We start from the raw sequence: 19,070 nt of genomic DNA, 5'->3' as shown, positions 1-19,070 counted from the left end.
GAGGGTGATAGCATGACTGAACTGTCGTATTCATGGACTGAGGATGTGCTGTCTCCTTTGGGCGAAACAGGGGTTATGATCCGTTGTGGGGACGCGATATCCGAAGCGGTGCACCGGAGGGTGATGTCGGTATGTACTTTGCTGGAAAAGAGCCAACTACCGGGCATCTTGGAGTGGTTACCTTCGTTTGCATCGGTAACGCTATTCTATGATCCGTTGATTTCCCCGTACCACGAGGTATGCGGAAGGCTGCTTCATGAGTTGAACAAGATGCAAGAGGCAACGCTGGCTGAACCCAGAACGATCATTATTCCCGTATGTTATGGTGGTGAATTGGGTCCTGATCTGGAATATGTCGCTACTGAACATGGGCTTACGCCAGATGAGGTCATAGCTATTCATACATCCGGAGATTACCTGGTTCACATGATCGGATTCGCGCCGGGTTTTCCTTATCTGGGCGGATTATCGGAGAAGATCGCCACGCCCAGACGACCTACACCTCGGCTTCGAGTTGAGGCGGGAACGGTGGGCATTGGTGGCAAACAAACGGGAGTTTATCCGGTGACGACTCCCGGCGGATGGCAATGTATCGGCCGCACACCGCTGGCGCTATTTCGTCCGATGGAAAATCTACCAAGCCTGCTGGCAGCAGGGGATCGGGTTCGTTTTGCATCGATTTCACTTCAGGAGTATCTGGAACAAAAGGAGGGCGAACGATGAGTATTGAAGTCATTCGCCCAGGTTTGTTATCAACCGTTCAGGACGAAGGGAGAATGGGATTTCGCCGGTATGGAATTCATCCGGGCGGGGTTATGGATACCTTTGCGGCCATAGCAGCCAATGCATTGGTTGGGAATTCCCGCGATGCAGCTGTGCTGGAGATGACGATGACGGGACCGGAGCTTCGATTCCATGAAAATCGGCTGATCTCTTTATGTGGTGCGGATCTGACAGCAACCGTGGATGGTCTGTCTGTTCCACTATGGCGTCCGGTCGTGTTGCTTGCTGGAAGTGTGCTGAGATTTGGACGATGCCGTTCCGGTTTGCGGTCTTATATGGCGATTGCTGGTGGAATCGTGGTACCTGAGATCATGGGCAGTAGAAGCACGGATCTCAAGACAGGTTTTGGTGGGTTTAAAGGACGTGCCTTGAAGGTGGGAGACAGGTTGTCTGTGGGGGAAGCTTCTCGTGAAGCGCAAGCGGCGTTGCATGGATTGATTGTAGAAGCTGAAAAGAATAACTGGCGGATGCATGCACCTGCCTGGTATTTGTCCAGCAGGGAATGGCCCGCCTACCATGCTGAACCTGTTATTCGTGTCATGCCGGGCAAAGACAGTGCAGAGTTTAATGAAGATAGTCTGGAACGATTCCATAAAGAACGATATGTAATCTCTCCTCAATCGGATCGGATGGGTTATCGATTGGAGGGTGCAAAGCTAGAACTCGTTCAACCAATGGATCGGCTGTCCGAAGCCGTCACCTATGGTACAGTTCAGGTTCCAGCAGATGGTCAGCCCATCATATTGATGGCCGATCATCAGACTATCGGGGGCTATCCTGTGATCGCACAGGTGGCACGCGTAGATTTACCGATACTGGCACAGGCAAAGCCAGGGGAGCGGGTTACTTTTGAACGGATTACATATGAAGAAGCACAGCAGCTATTCCTGGAACAGGAGTTGGAGTGGCGACTAACCGATCAGCTGATTCGCAGGAGATTGGCAGAAATGGGGGACCATCAATGAACACGGTGGATATCAACTGTGACCTTGGCGAAAGTTACGGGGTGTACCGGATGGCGTCGGATGAGTCGATTCTGCCGCTAATCACTTCAGCCAACATCGCTTGTGGATTTCATGCGGGTGACCCGGCAACGATGCGGCAAACCGTACAGCAAGCATTAGAGCATCAGGTTGCCATCGGCGCCCATCCCGGTCTGCCGGATTTGCAGGGTTATGGCAGAAGACGTATGGATATTACACCACGGGAAGCCTATGACATGGTTGTGTATCAGATTGGTGCGCTGGATGCTTTTGTCCGTTCATACGGGGGGCGTATGCATCATGTGAAGCCTCATGGAGCCTTGTATAACATGGCTGCTGAAGATAATCAACTCGCTGAGGGAATCGCCGAGGCGCTTTATAAGGTGCAACCGGAACTGTACCTCTATGGCCTGGCCGGAAGTGCGCTGATACAGGCAGCGGATCGCATTGGACTGCGCAGTGTCAGTGAAGTTTTTGCGGATCGAACCTACGGACCGGATGGGACTCTAACCCCACGCAGTCAGCCCGGGGCTGTCATTCAGCAGACCGAACAAGCTCTTGCTCAAGTGCTGCGCATGGTGAAAGAGGGAATCGTTGTGTCGACGGTAGGTACACCTGTATCCATAAAGGCAGAGACAATTTGCATTCACGGCGACGGAGCTCATGCCCTTGCATTTGCTCAAGAGATACGTACGTTGCTTGAATCTGATGGAATTAACCTTTCTGCACCTGGAGTTACTAGATGATTGCTAAGGTAACCGAGGGCCAGAGGTCGATCTATAAGAGTTTGTAAGGAGTGAAATTAGAGCATGAAACCGATACGTAATTCGGCAAAGGCCGTTATTGTACAGGATGGACGTTTGCTGGTGATCCGGCTGGAGGATCAATATGGTGACGCTTATGTTTTCCCCGGCGGAGGACAGGAGAAAGGCGAAGAACTTAAGGATGCCGTTGCCCGTGAATGTCTGGAGGAGATTGGACAGGCAGTGACTGTGGGAGAATTGCTGCATATCCGGGAGTATATCGGAAAAAACCATGAATTTGCCGAGTGGGATGCCGATGTCCACCAGGTTGAATTTTATTTTGAATGCAGATTGATTGATCCGAAAGCTACAATCTTTGAAGGCTCCAGCCCAGACGACCATCAGGTAGCCGTAGAATGGATTTCGCTTGAAGAGCTGTCCAAGGTTCGCCTATATCCGAAAACAATTGGTGAGTTGTTACTGGATCAGGCGTCTTCACGTATTTATCTTGGGGATTTGAATTAAAAATTAATCCATAGGGTCACGAAATGCTTCCTTTATGTACACATTTTTATAAATAACTTTTCCAAAACTGTCACGTTTACGAACCGGTTCATGGATTCACCATAGATGAGGTGGGTACACTATAAGTACAGGCTTATTACACCTAACGTAAGCTGACTGTACTTATACACGGCAGCGGAGTGGATAAAAAACCTAAGGAAACAAAACCTGCAAAGTTGAGGCGTCGACAGGTTTTGATTTGAACTTTAGCTTACCCACTCCTCAATTTGAAAGAACAGTAGACGTAGTGAAGGAGACGGAATCGATTCTGTAGAAGCGAAGCGTTCGCCTTTATCCCCGGATTTTATCCTATGAAATAGGATTTCAAAAAAATCTGGGGATAACAGCGATCGAAAGAACGATCCGTACCCGTAACGGCCGCCTACAAGGCTCTTCAAATATCCCCCAAATCGAAAGGAGCATGTCCCATGAACCAGACTGAATTGGAACAAAACATTGTAAAAGCATTGGAAAACAACCCTTTTTGCAGTTTCTCCACGGTGGAGAACGGTAAACCGAAATCCCGCTATATGGCGCTTTTCAACGATGGAATGAACATTCATCTGGCGACAAACCGCCGTACGCACAAGGTAGAGGAGCTGGAGAATAATCCAAACGTCAGCCTTTTGCTAGGATATGAAGCGGGCGGCTCCAAGGAAGTGGTTGAGATTGAAGGAACATGCGAAGTGACGAAAAATGAAGGTTTACGCGAACAGGTATGGAATGATGAACTAAAAGCTTGGTTTGACGGCCCGAACGATCCCAATTATGTCATTCTGGACATTACCCCAAAACGGATTGAATACATCGGCAAAGATCATGAGCATCAGGTGTGGGAGTAACAATTTTAGATATTGAAAATCACCTTTTCTAAGTGGAAGGCCGTGCCGACTATTTGGAAAAGATATAGCAAACCGTGAACGCCAGAAGGCTTCACGGTTTTTTGATATGGGTCGATTCAGCTAATATGGATATAGATGTAAGCCACATGTAATATACGTTTTTAACAGCGTGAGTAAACTATTTTCATCCAAAAACATGCAAAATATGTCGAAATCACGCATGTTATTGTAAACTGGGGTAGGTATGTGCGGATAACGTAAAAAATAATGCTTTTCAATGACTGAACATTGCGTTATGATTTGGAATGTAAACGATACGCACAGATATGAATAGATGTTCATGTGAGATAAACTAACCTGGAATTCTGAACCATACGATCAGGAAATCAGTACGCACAACCCATGAGATCTTTCGCATTTCTGCGCTTATTCGTTTGCTCACTAATGCATGATTCAATGTACATAACCGGGAGGGGTTATTTTGAGAAAGAGTAAAAAAGTATTATCAAGCCTGACTGCCGCTTTGGTTGCATTAAACGTGCTTGCGGTATTTCCGGTACCTGTATCGGCTGCGGACGCTACCAAGGTTAAATTGCGGATCATGGAAACAACGGACATTCACGACAACCTGATTAACTATGACTACTATTCCGACAAAGAGACAGACCAGTATGGTCTGGCGAAGACAGCTACGCTGATCAAAAAAGCCCGTGACGAAGCAAAGAACAGCTTGCTGTTCGACAACGGTGACCTGATCCAGGGTAATCCGCTCGGGGATTATGTAGCGAAGATTGATCCACTCAAAAAGGGTGAGACTCACCCTGTATATAAAGCGATGAACCTGCTCGATTATGATGCAGGAAACATCGGTAACCATGAGTTTAACTATGGTTTGGATTTCCTTGACATGACGCTGGAAGGTGCGAACTTCCCTTACATCAATGCCAACGTATATGTAGATGACGGTGACGACGATGAGACGAATGACAAGAACTATTTTACCCCGTATAAAATTTTAGACAAAAAAGTTACCGATGAGAGTGGCAAAGAGCACACCATCAAGGTGGGTGTCATCGGATTTGTACCACCACAAGTCATGCAGTGGGACAGCGCTAATCTGGAAGGCAAAGTCATTGCCAAAGACATTATCGCTACTGCGAAAAAATTCATTCCTAAAATGAAGGCTGAAGGTGCCGACATTATTGTAGCTATTCCTCACTCCGGTTTTGAAGATATTCCGCAAACGGATCTGATGGAAAACTCGGTATTGTATCTGAGCCAGGTTGAGGGCATTAATGCCATTCTCTTCGGACATGCCCATAAAGTATTCCCGAGCGCTGATTTTGCCGGTAAAAAAGGTGTAGACCTTGAAAAAGGTACAATTAATGGCGTTCCTGCTGTAGAGCCAGGCTTCTGGGGTGACCACCTTGGAATTATCGATCTGGATCTGGAACTGGTAGACGGCAAATGGAAAGTGGCAGACTCCAAAGTGGAGGCACGCCCTATCTATGACACAGCTAACAAAAAAGCTCTGGTAGATGCTGATCAAGAGATCGTTGATGCTGTTCATGACGAACATGAAGGTACGCTTGAGTATGTGCGTGGCCCAGTCGGCGAAACGACAGCTCCAATCAACAGCTTCTTTGCACTGGTTCAGGATGATCCATCCATTCAGATCGTAACCAATGCACAGAAATGGTATGTTGAAAAACATATGCAAGGAACAGAATACGAAGATATTCCTGTATTGTCTGCAGGCGCTCCGTTCAAAGCAGGCGGACGTTCAGGCGCATCGTATTACACGAATATCCCTAAAGGCACCATTGCGATTAAAAACGTAGCTGACTTGTACGTGTATCCAAATACGGTACATGCCGTATTGGTGAATGGCGCTGAGCTGAAAGAATGGTTGGAATGGTCTGCTGGCCAATTTAACCAGATCGATCCGGCAAAAGGTGGACAGCAACAATTGGTCAATATGGACTTCCCAACGTATAACTTCGACGTTATCGATGGTGTTACGTACCAAATTGATGTAACACAACCAGCGAAATACGATGGCAAAGCAACGATTGTAAATGCATCTGCCAACCGGATTAAAGACCTGAGCTTCAATGGTAAACCGGTTGATCCAGCACAAAAATTCATCGTGGCAACGAATAACTATCGTGCTTCTTCGTCCAAACTGGCTAACCCAGACGGTAAACGTATCGTCTTGGCTGCACCGGATGAGAACCGTCAAGTGATCATTGATTACATCCGTGAGAACAAAACGATTAACCCGGCAGCAGATGGCAACTGGTCGCTTGCGCCAATTAAGCCTTCTGCAGGTGTAACAGCAGCTGCACTTAACGATCTTGAAGTGGTGTTCGCGTCTTCCCCAGATGCCAAAGCATTGGTTGAAGCGAACCCGGCGATGTCCTTCATTGGGACAAACAAAGACGGTTTTGCTGAGTATGGCTTGAAATTGACAGGAGAAGCAACAACGACTCCAGAAACAGGTACGGAGCCTGCTCCAACGCCTACGAAACCAGACCCAACTCCAACTAAACCTACAACCAAGCCACAACCTGAGAAACCAGCAGGCGGCAAAGTGGTTCATGTAGTGAAAAAAGGAGATAACCTCTACCGCATCGGCTTGAAATACGGTGTGGACTGGCGCAAGCTGGTTTCCGTAAATAAAATTACAAATGTGCATAATCTTAAAGTTGGACAGAAAATCGTAATTCCCGCTTCTTAAGATTAATTAGCGGTAAATGAAGACCGACAGTCATCAGACTGTCGGTCTTTTTCATGCTATGCTGATACGTTAATGCATCAGTAACCGTCATAGTTGATGTCATCAAAACAGTAGAGATAAATTTCAAGACCCATGCTATAATATTTACAAACTTTGGGTATATACCAGTAAACATTAATGAGATAGAATCACAAACTGGCAAGGGGGTTCTACATGAATTGCAGTGGCTGCAGTCCAATTCATCCTATAGAGGATCAAGGTACCCTGTATATGCGTCCCATCTCCCCCGCTTTGCTGGAAGCACTGCAAAAGCAGGGAAGACATATCGAACATTCGGATGAACTCATCTGGATGCATTTTTTGAATCTTGAATCTGTAAAACGTTGTATTGAGGATATTCTCAAGATTGAAGCGACCCTGCCAGATATGTTAACGGTTCAGGTCACTCCACTGTATGGCCAGGCCGATGCTGATAGCTGGATTAGTCTATCCATGCAGGAAGCTCGCCTCAAACATGCTGATCTGGTTTCTGTTATCCTGGAACATCAATTCAGCAGTCATATGCAGCCGATCGTAGATGCATCGGAGCAGATTATCGGATTTGAATTTTTACTTCGTCCTGCTGAACAGGGTAGACCCTTCAGTGCATATGAATTATTTGAAGTTGCAAGGGATACCGGATTGCATTCTTTTCTGGATCGGACAGCACGTGTTGCTGCCATCGAGACGAGTGCCGTTCTTTTACCGCATGGTGTCAAACGTTTTGTGAATTTCCTGCCTTCCTCCATCTATAACCCCGAATACTGCCTGACGCACACATTTGAGACGATTGAACGCCTTTCGCTAGACCCTAAGGATTTTGTGTTTGAAGTGGTGGAAACGGAACAGATTCAGCATATGTCCATCCTGCAGCATATTTTTGAGGTGTATCGTTCTCATGGAATGTCGGTTGCCTTGGATGACGTGGGGGCCGGATTCTCGACGATCGAAGTAATGAATCGGCTGAAGCCGGATTTTGTCAAAATAGATCGGAGCCTCATTGATCATTGTGATCATGATTTGAACAAACAGCAGCAAATTATCAATATTGTTGAGATGTCGCGTCGATTTGAGGGGCGGGTACTTGCCGAAGGCATTGAACGAATCGAGGAATTTGATTTCTGTCGATCCGTGGGTATTGATTTGGCACAAGGGTATTATTTTGGTAAGCCAACCGCATATCCGCCACAAGGTCCCTACGGAAAAACATCTGCATAAACAATAAAATACGGATGTACAAACAAGTCACTTCGCATGATCGGAGTGGCTTGTTTGTCATGCTATGTAAATTTATAAATACGCTCATCCAACCGATATATAGGATAGGCCTTTAGATTAGATGGGCGTCTATGTGACACCTTATTTAATTAGGTTGGGGAGGTCCTACATAAAAAAGAAAAAGGGCAGATTTATATTTGGAGGGGGAGAAGCAAAATGGGGAACACTCAGGGGAATGAGCAAGTTAAGGCAGCAACCAAGCCAGCCAAGCCAAAAGATAATAAACCGAAAAAGAAAAACAAAAAGAAAAAAGGCTTCGTCTGGAGCATAAGGAACAAATTATTGGTATCCTTCCTGGCGGTTCTGCTCTTGCCGAGTCTAGCCATTGGGATCGTTACGCTGATTATCGCTGATCATACGGTGGAAGACCAACTGATGGACAGTGCCAAACAAAGTGTAGACACAACGAATTCAATCATTGGGACACATGTGGATGCGAAGATTCATGATATCAATTATTTTGCCAGTTTGATTGAGAAAGACATGATTAAAGGACAAAATGAAAGTCCTGAGCTTGAAATGAAATTGAAACAGTATCTGGGTTTACATCCGGATGCTTTAAATATTTTTGTGGGAACCAAAGAGGGAGTCATGGTCCGTGGTAAGGAATCTGCGGGAAGCTCACAAGGGTCGCCCTATGATCCCCGGGAACGCGAATGGTACAAGCTAGCAATAGAGAAGCCAGGCACTACAGTAGTTTCACCTGTATCCAAAAATACGGACGGCATTGCTGTTGTTTTTGTCTCCAAAACGCTTGATGATCAATCCGGTGTTATTGGTTTATCCATGGATCTAACAGAGCTTCAAAAACAGGCATCCATTAAGGTTGGCAAAGAAGGGTATGTCGTCATCTTGGATGCAGACAAAAATTATGTCGTATCCCCAGTCGTGGAAGCTGGTACACAAGAACAAACAACAACGCTGGATCCAATGTTCGATAGCAAGGAAGGTGAGTTCAGCTATATCTATAATGATGATCCCAAAACCATGATTTTCTCTACGAATGAGGAAACCGGGTGGAAAATTGGCGGTACAATGTTCAAAAGCGAAGTATCCAATGCAAGTAAAGACATTCGGATGGCTACACTCATCGTTATCCTGGCTGCCACATTACTTACTCTGATCTTCATTATCTGGTTTACACGTTCGATGCTGCGTCCGATTAAACGTCTGCAGGAATCCGCCAGATCCGTAAGTAAAGGCGACCTGACGGTGAAATTGGACACAGGACGCAAAGATGAGGTAGGCGATCTGGCGAAGTACTTTGAACGGATGGTCGACAATCTGCGCATGATGATTCTGGGTGTGCAGGAAACGGCAGAGCAGGTATCTGCCTCCTCACAGGAATTGTCCGCTAGTGCGGATCAAACAACCAAGGCCATTGAGCATTCAACGATGGCAATTCAGGAACTTGCCGAGGGTGCCGAGCGGCAAGTGAAGAGTGTAACGGATGGATCAGGACAAATGAGACAAATGGCGGAAGATGTTCGCATGATGTCTGAGCGAGTGCAATCCATTACAACGAATATGCGGCATACATCTGGAGCGGCATATTCAGGTAATGAGGCTGCAGGTCACGCAGTAGAGCAGATGAATAGCATTCAAGAAACGGTGGAACAGCTGGCGACGGTGGTTCAGTCACTGAATGCACGCTCCGTTGAGATCGGCAGTATGGTAGATGTGATTGCCACAATTTCAAAACAGACCAATCTGCTGGCTCTGAATGCTTCCATTGAAGCGGCAAGAGCGGGAGATGCTGGCCGTGGCTTCGCAGTTGTAGCGGGAGAGGTACGGAAGCTCGCAGAGGAATCGGGAAGCTCGGCTGCGCAGATTGGTCAACTCGTTCATAATATCCGTCAGGATATGGATGCTGCCCTGAACGCTATGAATGCAGCTCAGACTCGGGTTGGAGACGGAATTCAGGCCGTGAATACGTCCGGACAATCCTTTGCACAGATTCGGGAGGCTGTAGAGGATGCTGTTCATACGCTGGATGACTTGTCCGAAACAACGAAGCAATTGGAGAATGGTGCCTCCCACGTTGCCAAAGCAATGAACAATATTTCGATTGTGACCCAAGAATCTGCTGCGAATACGGAATCCGTCTCGGCATCTTCACAGGAACAGCTGGCATCTGTGGAGGAGATCGCTTCGTCTTCAGCACATCTGAACAGTATGGCGGAGCAACTACAAGGATTGTTGGGTATGTTCAAAATGGTGGAGGACACGCCGAAGGATGGGGACAAGTCCTAACCATTAGGCGATATCTTTTATCTCAGTTTCTATAGAAATTAGAAGGAAATAAAGATAGACATTTCTCCTGCAGCCCTGTATAACTATAGCGTCTGGTTTATCCGCAATAATTGCGGTGTAATCATATCTGGCAGGCCATTCTCATATCATGCTCCAAAACATGATGAATACAGCGGCGCAGGAGGCTTTATGACATATGTAGCAATTCTGATTTTTGTCCTGACCATCACATTGGTTATCTGGCAACCACGCGGATTAGGTATTGGTTGGTCCGCCATGGGTGGGGCTCTGCTAGCATTGATGTGTGGTGTCGTCAGTCTGAACGATGCATCTGATGTGGCATCCATTGTATGGAATGCAACGCTCGCTTTTGTCGGCATTATCATGATTTCATTAATACTCGATGAGACAGGTTTCTTCGAATGGGCCGCTCTTCATATGGCAAGGTTGGCAGGAGGAAATGGACGTAGGCTCTTTATCTATTCCATTTTGCTCGGCGCGGCGGTGTCGGCGCTCTTCGCCAATGATGGTGCTGCGCTCATTCTTACCCCGATTGTGCTCGCGATGGTACGTGCTTTGAAGTTCGATGAGCGCATGGTGCTTGCCTTTGTTATGGCTAGTGGATTTATCGCGGATACAACGTCGTTACCGCTGGTCGTTAGCAACCTGGTGAATATCGTATCTGCCGATTATTTCGGTATTACATTTGTGGAATATGCGGTGCGGATGATCGTACCTAATCTCTTTTCCATCGTGGCGAGTACTGGGATGTTGTTCTTGTTTTATCGCAAAAGCATCCCGCTTCGCTACGATATCTCTGCCGCACGTGATCCACGGGAAGCTATTCGTGATCCGCGGATGTTCCGCATCGCTTGGTTCATGCTGGTGCTGCTGCTCGTGGCCTATGCCTCCAGTGAGTTTTTGCCGATTCCCGTATCGGTTATCGTCGGTGCCGTAGCTCTTTTGTTCGCTATATTGGCAAGAAAGAGCGAAGCTGTGGACCTGAAACGCGTGATCAAAGAAGCACCATGGTCCATTGTCGTGTTCTCGGTGGGCATGTATATCGTGGTGTATGGGTTGCGTAATGCCGGTTTAACCGATCACCTGAGCCGCTGGCTTGATGCCATCGCAGACCATGGCCTGTTGGCAGCTTCAGTGGGGATGGGCATGATCGCAGCGATATTGTCATCCGTAATGAACAACTTGCCCACCGTGTTAATTAACGCACTCGCGATTCAGGGTGCACACACCGAAGGTATTGTGCGTGAGGCGCTGATCTATGCTAATGTGATTGGTTCCGATCTGGGTCCCAAAATGACGCCAATCGGTTCACTTGCCACATTACTGTGGCTGCATGTGCTGTCCCGCAAAGGTGTGAAGATTACATGGGGATATTATTTCAAGGCAGGCATCATCTTAACCATTCCCACACTATTAATCACCTTGGCCGGATTAGCGTTATGGCTATGGATTTTGAGTTAGTAAAATCGTATTTTACTTTAGCAATCATCATATGATCCAACTTATTGTAAAAAGCTGCTCTCACACGCTGGTGCTACCTACCAGCTATGAGGCAGTTTTTTTGTTTCTTCTATAGAAGAAACAAATTCCCTTTCTACATTAAAGCGTGTACATAAAGGCCAGCTTTCTATAGTGCTGGCCTTCTCTTTTGCCGTCCCCAGGCTGAGGATTAAAATGCCTGGGACCCCACCAGCGCTGACACAGCGCAGGGAACGGAACGATTGTGTAAAAGCGAAGCGTTCGCCTTTATCCCCGGATGTATTCCTTGAGAAAAGTAAATCATATAAATCCGGGGATAACAGCGATTGAAACAACGTCCGTTCCCGGAGCGGCCACTTCAGCGCAATTTGTCACAGATGTATTTCAATCCACAGTAAACATTTTTAACATTGCGTTTACAAAACATTGATTTTGAGATGACATAACGCAACTACAATGAATAAAGAGTTGATGGTGAACAAAAATAAAAGCAAATCGCCGTCACTAATTTGGGGGAGGAAAACAAAACATGTTTAAAAAGTTGCCGTTCATTTTGATGACCTTAACGTTCGTACTGGTACTCGCAGCATGCGGATCGAAAAATGACGCTGGTACAGAGGGAAGCAATGGTTCCACAGGAGAAACTGCTACTGAACTTAGTGGTAACATTCTCGCTGTTGGATCAACAGCACTGCAACCTCTGGTAGAGCAAGCTGGACAAAAATTTATGGCAGTTGATGAATATAAGAACGTGATGGTACAAGTGCAAGGCGGCGGTAGTGGTACAGGTCTGACACAAGTATCCGAAGGACAAGCTACAATCGGTAACTCTGACGTATTTGCAGAAGAGAAAATCGATGACGCAGCAAAAGTAAGCGAACTGAAAGACCACCAAGTGGCTGTTGTAGCCATCGCTCCAGTAAGCAACAAAGATGCAGGTGTACAAGATTTGACGAAGCAACAACTGATCGACGTTTTCTCTGGTAAAATCACAAACTGGAAAGATGTTGGCGGTAAAGATCAAGCCATCGTTATCGTAAACCGTCCTAGCAGCTCCGGTACTCGTGCAACATTCGAGAACTTTGCACTGGGAACAAAAGTGGAAGATATCCAAGGTTCTATTCAGGAAGATTCCTCTGGTACAGTTAAAAAGCTCGTAGCTGAAACGCCGGGCGCAATTGGTTACTTGGCTCTGTCCTACCTGGATGACAGCCTGCAAGTTTTGAAATACGAAGGTGTAGAAGCAACGGTTGAAAACGTAGAAGCAGGAACTTATCCGGTATGGGCTTACGAGCACATGTACACCAAAGGTGACCCGGATGCAGCAACAAAAGCATTCCTCGACTACATCCTGAGTGACGAAATTCAACAAAACGACGTGACGGAGCTTGGTTACATCCCAGTATCCGGCATGAAAGTAAAACGTGACGCAGCAGGCACTGTGACTCAATAATCTTTGAACTTGCGCATACAGCGAGAGAGGCGGACCCAGGTCCTGCCTCTTTGCGCGGTTTGCTCTGGATTAATCCCATATTTTGCATGAATTCTACTATAGAAGGATGGTTGTTATGGAACAGACCGAAGGGGGAACGGTAATGAACAACAAGTTGAAACCGCGCCGGCCCTTGAGAGAGAAGCATTATTGGGAAGAGTGGACGGGACGGATCTATACGTCGATTTGTGTCGTTTTCCTGATCGTTGTCATGTTTTCCATCGTTTATTTTGTAGCGTCCAAAGGCTTGTCGACCTTTTTCCAGGATGGCGTGAGTATGCGCGAATTTTTAACCGGAAAAACGTGGAATCCAACGGGAGAACCTGCTGCCTATGGAGCGTTGCCGTTCATTACCGGTTCATTCATAACAACATTGCTTGCAGCTCTGATTGCAAGTCCACTTAGCTTGTGTGCAGCGCTCTTCATGACCGAGATTGTACCAGGTAAAGGTAAAAAGATATTGCAACCTGCGATTGAGTTGCTGTCCGGTATTCCTTCCGTTGTGTACGGGTTTATCGGTCTCAGTGTTATCGTTCCTTTATTGCGCAGCATGTTTGGCGGAGCCGGCGTCGGGATTGCAGCCGGATGTTTGGTTCTGTCTGTTATGATTTTGCCTACCGTAACAAGTATTATGGCAGATGCACTGTCAGCACTGCCGAAAGGTCTGCGTGAATCGTCCTACGCACTGGGGGCAACACGCTGGCAAACGATCTACCGTGTCATTATCCCGACGGTTCTTCCAGCTTTGCTGACAGGGATTGTACTTGGTATGGCACGCGCATTTGGTGAAGCTCTTGCCGTACAGATGGTCATCGGGAATGCACCACATGTACCGACGTCACTGCTCGAATCGGCTTCAACGTTAACGAGTGTAATCACCCTGAGTATGGGTAACACCACGATGGGATCTGTTCATAATAATGCACTGTGGAGTATGGCGCTTGTCCTGCTGGTGATGACCTTTGTCTTCGTCATTCTGGTTCGCCTGCTTGAAAGGAGGAACCGGGTATGAAAATGAAGGCTAAAACGGTAGATAAAGTTGCCACATCCGTTATCGTTGTTCTGGCGCTGTTCATTGTTGTTCTCTTGCTCGGTTTGCTTGGCTTCATTCTGGTACGTGGGATTGGGCAGATTAACTGGCACTTCCTGACCAGTGCACCACAGCTGCTCAAAGGTGGAGGCGGGATTGGACCGCAATTATTCAACTCGATATTCCTGCTTGTTCTGACCTTGATTATTACGATTCCGCTCGGATGGGGCGGCGGTATTTATATGGCTGAGTACGCCAAGCCGGGCCGGATTACAAGCTTTATTCGACTCGTTGTCGAAGTGTTATCCTCGTTCCCATCTATCGTTATTGGTTTGTTCGGACTCTTGTTAATTGTTAATACATTTGGTCTTGGATTCTCCTTATTATCGGGTGCCATGGCCTTGGCTATATTCAATCTTCCACTCATGGTGCGGACAACGGAGCAAGCGTTCCGGGCCGTTCCGAAAGAGCAGAAGGAAGCGGGTCTTGCACTCGGATTGTCCAAATGGAAAATTATCACCTCCATTCTGCTGCCTGTGGCATTGCCAAGCTTAATCACGGGTACGATCCTGGCATCGGGCCGGATCTTCGGTGAAGCAGCAGCCCTGATGTTCACAGCAGGTATGAGTAGTCCACCGCTGGACTTCACGGACTGGAATCCAACGAGTCCAAGATCGCCGATCAATCCATTGCGTCCGGCAGAGACGTTAGCTGTGCACATCTGGAAAGTAAACAGTGAAGGCATTGGCCCGGATTCCAAAGAAGTAGCAGCTGGCGCTTCAGCCGTGCTTGTACTTCTCGTACTGGCGTTCAATCTCAGTGCACGCTGGATCGGTCGGGTGGTTTACCGCCGCATGACAGCTTCGAAATAAGGAGGAACCAACATGGCCATACCTTTTGGTACGGAACAGTTAAGCATATATTATGGGCATTTTCAGGCAGTTAAGCAGATCAGCCTGACTTTTCCCGAAGCCAGTGTAACGGCACTCATTGGACCATCCGGCTGTGGTAAATCCACGTTCCTGCGGTCGCTCAACCGAATGAACGACGAGATTGCCGGTTCCCGCACCGAGGGACATATCTGGATGGATGGCAATGATCTGAATGAGCCGGGCACAGATGTAATCAAACTCCGTCAGAAGATCGGCATGGTGTGGCAGAAGCCGAACCCTTTCCACAAGTCTATCTACAACAATATCGCGTTTGGCCCCCGCTACCGCGGTATTAAGAACAAGAAGGCACTAGATGAAATTGTGGAAAAAAGCTTGCGTCGCGCTGCGCTCTGGGACGAAGTGAAGGACAGACTGAATGAATCTGCCCTGGCCCTTTCGGGTGGGCAACAGCAGCGGCTCTGTATCGCCCGCGCGTTGTCGGTTGATCCGCAGATTTTGCTGCTCGATGAGCCGGCATCTGCGCTTGACCCGGTATCAACGGGTAAGGTGGAGGAGTTGATCTCGGAGCTCAAGAAGGAGCTGCGGATCGTGATTGTTACCCATAATATGCAGCAGGCGGCACGCATCTCGGATTATACAGCTTATTTTTATCTGGGAAGCATGATTGAGCACGGGGATACGGAACATATTTTCACCAACCCGGACAATCGTCTGACTCAAGAATATATTATGGGACGTTTCGGTTAACTGTTAAATTGGATGGAGTATGAGATCGAGATAGATTTATAGAGATAGAAGGAAGCATAACACTCGGGCGAGGTCGTTCGGGGGTTATGCTTTTTTACATCATTCTACATATGGAATAGTTTGCCAAAATAAAAACAATCATGCTACGATATTTGTGAGCACCACCTTTAATTTGATAAGAGAAGGAGATGTGGATCATAACTACCCATAAGATTGCCCATGACACCATGGCAACTGAAATTATCTCGCATTATTCCATAGAAAAGCCTGCAATTTCCTTTATCCGACATAATGAAAATCTAACGTATCAGGTGGTTGATGAATCAACCGGAGAGAAGTACCTATTGCGTATACATAAAGCCGCTTTTGCAAGCATGACGGGCATCCAGCATACACGACCTGCACTTGAAGCAGAGATGAATCTACTTTATGAATTACGGGCTACCAGACCATTGCGGGTGCAGACTCCTGTACGCAATACATCGGATGAGTGGGTCACCGTCTGGTTGGACGAAGCAGGAGAAGAGATCTGTTGTACTGTTCTGGAATGGATTGAGGGCAGGGATATTAAGCAGGGAGAACGTCTGACAACAGCGCAGATTCATGATTTGGGCGTACAGTTGCAGACGTTGCACCAATATGGACGACGACCAACGGGAGCTCCTGAGCCTCAGGTGGGTTCACTGAAGTCTGAAAGCGGGCAGCAGACGAATGACCGTGAACAGCACGCTGATAAGGCGATCATCTCAGATATATATAACGATAGCCCTGCCTTAGAGCAAATGGGAGTAAGACCAGCCTATGGCTCGATCAAAGAGAATCTGGTCATGTTGGAGCAATTGGAGGAAGGCGTTAGACGTGGTATCTTTACTCCTGAAGATTTCGATCTGATTCGTGAGACGTTTGAGAACATTAACGGGCAACTCGAAACGTATCCGCACAATGCCGAGACATGGGGAGTAATTCACGGAGATATTACCCGCGGCAATCTGCTAGTGACGGATCAGGGTATATCTATGATTGATTTTTGTTTATACGGTTATGGCTACTATCTCTTTGATGCCGGAGGTGCGGCTACGATTTTCAATCGGGAGGAACGGGATGTCTTCCTATCGGGATATACGGAGCAGACAGGACCACTGACGAAGCGTGATATTCGGTTAATGGAAGGATTCATGCTGATCTTTACGTTCGGCTATTTTGCATTTCAGATGGAGAATGAGTCCAGGTACGAATGGATGAAAGAGCGGATGCCTCTTATATGCAGCAAATTTTGTAGACCATATCTGCAGAACGAGAGTATTTTCTATGAGTTATAATTTGTGATTTCTAGTGGGTGGGTAGCGCTATGAAGAACATTCGTGCAAAGAGAGTTGCATCGAAGGGGCAGTCTGGTGGCTGGAAGCATGCCGGATTGCTACTTAGCGGAGTGGGCATATCCAATCTGGGTGATTTCATATATATTGTGGCGATCAACCTGATGGTATTGAATATGACACAGTCTCCAGCGGCAGTCGCAGGGTTGTGGATTATCTCGCCGATTGCTTCGGTGTGCACTAAGTTTTGGTCAGGCAGCCTGATTGATCGTTATGATCAGCGACAGCTGATGATTGGTGCTGATATGCTACGGGCATTGTTGGTGGCGGCGCTCCCACTGATGTCCAGCCTATGGATGATGTACGCAGTGATGTTTCTGATCAGCATGTCTTCATCTATATTTGTCCCTTCCTCTCAGGTATACATTACCCGGTTGGTACCTGCTGAACGGCGCAAGCGCTTCAATTCCCTACAAGCCCTGATCAGCTCAGGGGCATTTATTACCGGCCCAGCAGTTGCAGGAGTGATGCTAATTTATTTATCTCCGGCGGCAGCCATTTATGCCAATGCGGTTTCTTTTGCTGCTTCTGCGTTGATTCTAATGTTTCTTCCCAAACTGGGCATTGGAGAACAGAATATAGGGACGGGAAGCAGACTGACACCTCGGATGATTGCCCAGGATTGGAGAGCTGTACTGAGCTTCAGCCGAAAGTCGGGCTACGTGGTCGGTATATATGCCCTGTTCCAGATTATTCTGGTGGTCGGCATGTCGCTGGATGCTCAGGAAGTGGTGTTTATCCGTCAGGTGATGAACCTGCCTGAATCACAGTACGGAGCATTAATGAGTATCACCGGAATCGGTTATTTGGCAGGTTCCATGCTGGTTTGGATGTTCGCCAAACATTTGCCGATCCGTCACATGATGGGTGGCGGTGTACTTCTGGTCGCGCTGGGTTATTTTCTGTTCTCCCGTTCATTCTCGTTTGAGCTGGCGGCGGTTGCCTTTATTCTGCTCGGTCTGTGCTCCGCACTGGCGAATACGGGCCTGGTTACCTTTTATCAAAATAATATCCCTGTCGATCTGATGGGGCGAATGAGCAGTGTACTTGGACTAGTGTTAAGTATGCTACAGGTGGCTTCCATTTTGATTGCAGGCGTAGTGGCCGAGCAGTTGTCACTTCGTATGGTATATACAGTTGTATCCGGGGTTATGCTGCTGGCTGCGTTGGGATTGTGGGTGACGAGTATGCTTCCTTCCCGAAGCAGGTATTACGATGAACCATCGAAGCCCAAGGCGATGGTGGGGTGACAGGCAGAAATACGGCAATTCTAATACAGAATAAAGGTTGCCTGAATACCCGAACCGTTCTGTGGAACATAACATAAATAGTATTAAACACTGATAGTCACTAATAGAAAATGAACAATGTATACGCTTTCGAGATGAAACGCATTAACACATTCATGTGATGAAAGTTTACAGTTCGTTAATTTATTTAGTGTATAAAATGGAAAAAAGCAAATATTCACAAAGAAATCGTTAAGTTTGTTGACACTGATCTTCCGGTCGATTAATCTTAATGAGAAAGTATTAAAAACTTCAATTATCGTTCTGTTACAAGATCAGAATGGTTCCATACAGCGAATGATAGCGAGCGGGAGAGACCTGGGCATGTCGAGTAAAATGGCAGCTGTCGGGCACCGAAGGAGCAAGCTGCTACGCACCCGGCGCAGTGGTTAATCTCTCAGGTAAATGTACCATCGTTGGACGCAACTCTGGAGAGTGCGCGAAACTGCGCCACCCAAGGGGTATATGGTCAAGCAGCACGGTGTGCAGGGTGACATCACCTGTGAATACAGGAATGC

16 protein-coding genes and 1 riboswitch are annotated in these 19,070 nt (G+C 47.2%); of the genes, 15 read left to right on the top strand and 1 reads right to left on the bottom strand.

The features are described from left to right. Positions 1-12: 12 nt before the first annotated feature. The 9 genes from pxpB to CRO25_RS17335 all read left to right on the top strand — a co-directional run bounded on the left by pxpB (position 13) and on the right by CRO25_RS17335 (position 11,707). A complete protein-coding gene (gene pxpB, locus CRO25_RS17375; protein WP_079695839.1) occupies positions 13-723 on the top strand; it encodes a 5-oxoprolinase subunit PxpB in 711 nt (236 codons plus the stop codon). Beyond that, the gene (locus CRO25_RS17370; RefSeq protein ID WP_079695838.1) at positions 720-1,748 is read left to right on the top strand and encodes a biotin-dependent carboxyltransferase family protein; all 1,029 of its coding nucleotides are present in this window, start codon (positions 720-722) and stop codon (positions 1,746-1,748) included. The genes pxpB and CRO25_RS17370 overlap by 4 nt, the downstream gene beginning before the upstream one ends. Next, the gene (locus CRO25_RS17365) at positions 1,745-2,512 is read left to right on the top strand and encodes a LamB/YcsF family protein (RefSeq protein ID WP_079695837.1); all 768 of its coding nucleotides are present in this window, start codon (positions 1,745-1,747) and stop codon (positions 2,510-2,512) included. The genes CRO25_RS17370 and CRO25_RS17365 overlap by 4 nt, the downstream gene beginning before the upstream one ends. A gap of 63 nt (positions 2,513-2,575) precedes the next feature. Next, positions 2,576-3,034, top strand: a complete 459-nt coding sequence (locus CRO25_RS17360; protein WP_079695836.1) for an NUDIX domain-containing protein — start codon at positions 2,576-2,578, stop codon at positions 3,032-3,034. Between the two features lie 467 nt (positions 3,035-3,501). Next, entirely contained in the window at positions 3,502-3,915 is a 414-nt protein-coding gene (locus CRO25_RS17355) for a pyridoxamine 5'-phosphate oxidase family protein (protein ID WP_079695835.1), read from the top strand. 481 nt (positions 3,916-4,396) lie between these two features. Next, entirely contained in the window at positions 4,397-6,655 is a 2,259-nt protein-coding gene (locus tag CRO25_RS17350) for a bifunctional 2',3'-cyclic-nucleotide 2'-phosphodiesterase/3'-nucleotidase (RefSeq protein ID WP_064642650.1), read from the top strand. A gap of 213 nt (positions 6,656-6,868) precedes the next feature. Then, the gene (locus CRO25_RS17345) at positions 6,869-7,912 is read left to right on the top strand and encodes an EAL domain-containing protein (protein ID WP_064642647.1); all 1,044 of its coding nucleotides are present in this window, start codon (positions 6,869-6,871) and stop codon (positions 7,910-7,912) included. Between the two features lie 216 nt (positions 7,913-8,128). Next, the gene (locus tag CRO25_RS17340) at positions 8,129-10,225 is read left to right on the top strand and encodes a methyl-accepting chemotaxis protein (protein ID WP_079695834.1); all 2,097 of its coding nucleotides are present in this window, start codon (positions 8,129-8,131) and stop codon (positions 10,223-10,225) included. Between the two features lie 189 nt (positions 10,226-10,414). Beyond that, on the top strand, positions 10,415-11,707 hold the full coding sequence (locus CRO25_RS17335; protein ID WP_079695833.1) for an arsenic transporter: 1,293 nt from the start codon (positions 10,415-10,417) through the stop codon (positions 11,705-11,707). Between the two features lie 77 nt (positions 11,708-11,784). Here the strand turns inward: CRO25_RS17335 and CRO25_RS33065 are convergent, their stop codons facing one another. Then, positions 11,785-12,060, bottom strand: a complete 276-nt coding sequence (locus tag CRO25_RS33065; protein WP_143806558.1) for a hypothetical protein — start codon at positions 12,058-12,060, stop codon at positions 11,785-11,787. Positions 12,061-12,254: 194 nt separating this feature from the next. Between CRO25_RS33065 and CRO25_RS17330 the strand changes: the two genes are divergently transcribed. The 6 genes from CRO25_RS17330 (at position 12,255) to CRO25_RS17305 (ending at position 18,513) form a co-directional block, all read left to right on the top strand. Beyond that, positions 12,255-13,178: a phosphate ABC transporter substrate-binding protein PstS family protein gene (locus CRO25_RS17330; RefSeq protein WP_079695832.1), complete on the top strand. Its 924-nt coding sequence runs from the start codon at positions 12,255-12,257 to the stop codon at positions 13,176-13,178. 142 nt (positions 13,179-13,320) lie between these two features. Then, a complete protein-coding gene (pstC, locus tag CRO25_RS17325; protein WP_090810399.1) occupies positions 13,321-14,229 on the top strand; it encodes a phosphate ABC transporter permease subunit PstC in 909 nt (302 codons plus the stop codon). 2 nt (positions 14,230-14,231) lie between these two features. After that, positions 14,232-15,119: a phosphate ABC transporter permease PstA gene (gene pstA, locus CRO25_RS17320; RefSeq protein WP_063566305.1), complete on the top strand. Its 888-nt coding sequence runs from the start codon at positions 14,232-14,234 to the stop codon at positions 15,117-15,119. 12 nt (positions 15,120-15,131) lie between these two features. After that, positions 15,132-15,887 (top strand): phosphate ABC transporter ATP-binding protein PstB, encoded by a 756-nt coding sequence (gene pstB, locus CRO25_RS17315; protein WP_063566217.1) that lies wholly within the window; start codon positions 15,132-15,134, stop codon positions 15,885-15,887. Between the two features lie 188 nt (positions 15,888-16,075). Further along, a complete protein-coding gene (locus CRO25_RS17310; RefSeq protein WP_079695831.1) occupies positions 16,076-17,206 on the top strand; it encodes a phosphotransferase enzyme family protein in 1,131 nt (376 codons plus the stop codon). A gap of 29 nt (positions 17,207-17,235) precedes the next feature. Then, positions 17,236-18,513 carry an MFS transporter gene (locus CRO25_RS17305; RefSeq protein ID WP_079695830.1) on the top strand — a complete coding sequence of 426 codons (1,278 nt, stop codon included), beginning with the start codon at positions 17,236-17,238 and terminating at the stop codon, positions 18,511-18,513. A 337-nt stretch (positions 18,514-18,850) separates the two neighbouring features. Next, a riboswitch (glycine riboswitch) is annotated at positions 18,851-18,974 on the top strand. Positions 18,975-19,070: the final 96 nt, after the last annotated feature.

This window comes from Paenibacillus sp. RU5M (assembly GCF_900221055.1).
Classification (GTDB): domain Bacteria; phylum Bacillota; class Bacilli; order Paenibacillales; family Paenibacillaceae; genus Paenibacillus; species Paenibacillus marchantiae.
This window is presented reverse-complemented; position numbering and strand designations above follow the sequence as displayed.